1 protein-coding gene and 1 pseudogene are annotated in these 2,415 nt (G+C 54.0%); one reads left to right on the forward strand and one right to left on the reverse strand.

Features of this window, described 5'->3' with window-relative positions; translation table 11 throughout:
• Positions 1-1,900: Hint domain-containing protein (locus tag ABLN87_RS22055; protein WP_353014257.1), on the forward strand; the 1,900-nt coding region annotated here is incomplete at its 5' end.
• A gap of 427 nt (positions 1,901-2,327) precedes the next feature.
• Here ABLN87_RS22055 and ABLN87_RS22060 read toward each other — a convergent pair.
• Positions 2,328-2,415, reverse strand: a pseudogene (locus ABLN87_RS22060) (IS5/IS1182 family transposase); the annotation flags it as partial.

Here is a 2,415-nt window from a genome sequence, read left to right on the forward strand (position 1 = left end):
AACCTGCCGTAACTTCGAGACAATCTCTTCGGGCTTCGGTCGCTTGTTTGCCATTCGTGGTCCTCCGTTTCCTAAACATAGCGGTGGAACAGCTCAGTTGGGGAGGCTCAGGGATGCGAACAATTCGCTGACCATTTTGGACGGAAATGGGAACCCTGTTTCCCCCAACGATTTAACGCCGGACAATACCGGCGTCGATATCGGCAGTCTTGTCCGCGCCAATCCAGATGGCGCCGTGGATGGCGAAGACTACGGCGAAACAATGGGGCCGCTTTATGATGATGCGGGCCAGCTGACAGATGGCGGTGGCGATATCATCGACGGGCCAGATGGTCTGGATGATCTGATTTTCGGCAACGGTGGCGATGACATCATCTCAGCCGGCTTAGGCGACGATGAAGTCTATGGCGGTGCCGACAACGATCAGATCTTTGGCGGATCCGGCAATGACGATCTTGTTGGTGAAGACGGTGACGATGCGCTGTTCGGTGAAGATGGCGATGACAGGCTGTTTGGCGGCACTGGCACAGATACGCTCAGTGGTGGCATCGGCAACGATGAGTTGGTCGGAGGAGATGGCAACGATGATCTGGACGGCGGTGATGGAAACGACTTGCTGTTTGGTGAAGCAGGCAACGATACGCTGACTGGTGGGCTTGGCGCTGATGTTCTGGTCGGAGGAGACGATGCCGACGACCTGAATGGCGGTGATGGTGACGACCGGCTGTTTGGCGATGCAGGTGAGGACACTCTGCTTGGCGGTGCTGGCAATGATGAACTTCAGGGTGGTACTGGCAACGACATTCTGGATGGTGGTGACGGCAATGACCTCATGTTTGGCCAGGACGGCAATGACACGCTGACAGGGGGTGCTGGGGCTGATCAGCTCATTGGCGGCGAAGGCAACGACGATCTGGACGGCGGCGACGGGAACGATCAGCTTTTCGGCCAAGATGGTAATGACACCCTGACCGGCGGGTTGGGCAATGATACACTGGTCGGTGGTATCGGAGACAATCAATCCACAGGCGGCGATGGGGATGACATCTTCATACATACTGCTGGTGAGGCATTGGATATCACCGATTTTGGTACGGGTTCCACTGATGCCGATGATGGTGACAATTCGAACAACGATTTTATCGATCTGTCCAGTTACTACACAGACCAAGCCGAGTTTGAACAAGATCTGGCTGATGATGGGATTCTGAACCAATCCTCTGGAGACTACACCGACAATACGTCGATGGGAGGCGGACAGATCACCGGGCTTGCCGCTTTGTCTGGCATCACTGGGTCTTCGTTGTTCGAACAAACAGGCGTGCCCTGTTTCGTATCCGGCACCGAGATCGCGACTGCCAAAGGGTTGACCACGGTCGAGCGCCTGAAGGTCGGCGACAGGGTTATCACTCGGGACAATGGTCTACAGGAAATCCGGTGGATCGGGTCCAAAAGAGTTTCTGCGCTAGGGAAACTGGCCCCAATCCGCATCGCCCCTGGCGTGCTTGGGTCGAATGATCAGTACCTGTGGCTATCGCCTAATCACCGCGTTCTAAAAAACAGTGCAGACATGGGAGCATTGTTTGGTGAAAGCGAGGTACTGGTTGCCGCAAAACACCTTGTTGGCCAGCCTGGCATCACGCGGCAACCCGGAGGTACGGTTGAGTATTTCCATATCTTGTTCGACGCTCATGAACTTGTCTTGTCAAACGATCTTTGGACCGAGAGCTTCTTTCCAGGCTCCGAGGTTTTGGCGCAAGACAGCGAAATGCGTGAAGAAATCCTGAACCTATTCCCAGAACTCGACGCGTTTGAGGAAACCTCAAACTACGGGTCCACCGCGCGTATGGTTTTGAAAGCCCATGAAAGCAACCTCATTAACCTCGACCGTGCAGTTTAAGCCGGCATCACTCACTTCCGCAACCTTTTGAAAGAAGGAGAACCAAAATCCACGTAAACCGAGTAGCAATTGCTCTTACATCAATCCTGAGTATTTGCGGATGCAATGACCCAAACTACTACGAAACAACTCCGGTTGAGATCGAAACCCCAAAGGGTATCGTGACCTGTCAGCTATATACACCTGACTTAGTCGTTTGGGATCAGGCAGTGCTTGCCCCGAAAGGGATGTCAATTCCCGAGGCTGACAGCATCTGCAAAAATGAAGGGTTACGCCGCAGAAAAGCGAGGTAATTTTGGCTTCCATCTTGCGGTCACCCGGCCTTGCCTGTCGCCCCCTTAATTCGGCAAGGCCGGGTATTTTCAATAGTATTTGAGGTTAAGTACACAGTGACGGCGTTCTGGCCTAGGTTCCTGCCTCATAGCCATTAAGTGACGAGTGCTGCGAGTGCGATGGCCGACAGGAAGACCTTGGGGCATCTGTCGTATCGGGTTGCGATGTGCCGCCAGTCCTTC

The organism is Ruegeria sp. SCP10, assembly GCF_040329495.1.
In the GTDB taxonomy this organism is placed as follows: domain Bacteria; phylum Pseudomonadota; class Alphaproteobacteria; order Rhodobacterales; family Rhodobacteraceae; genus Ruegeria.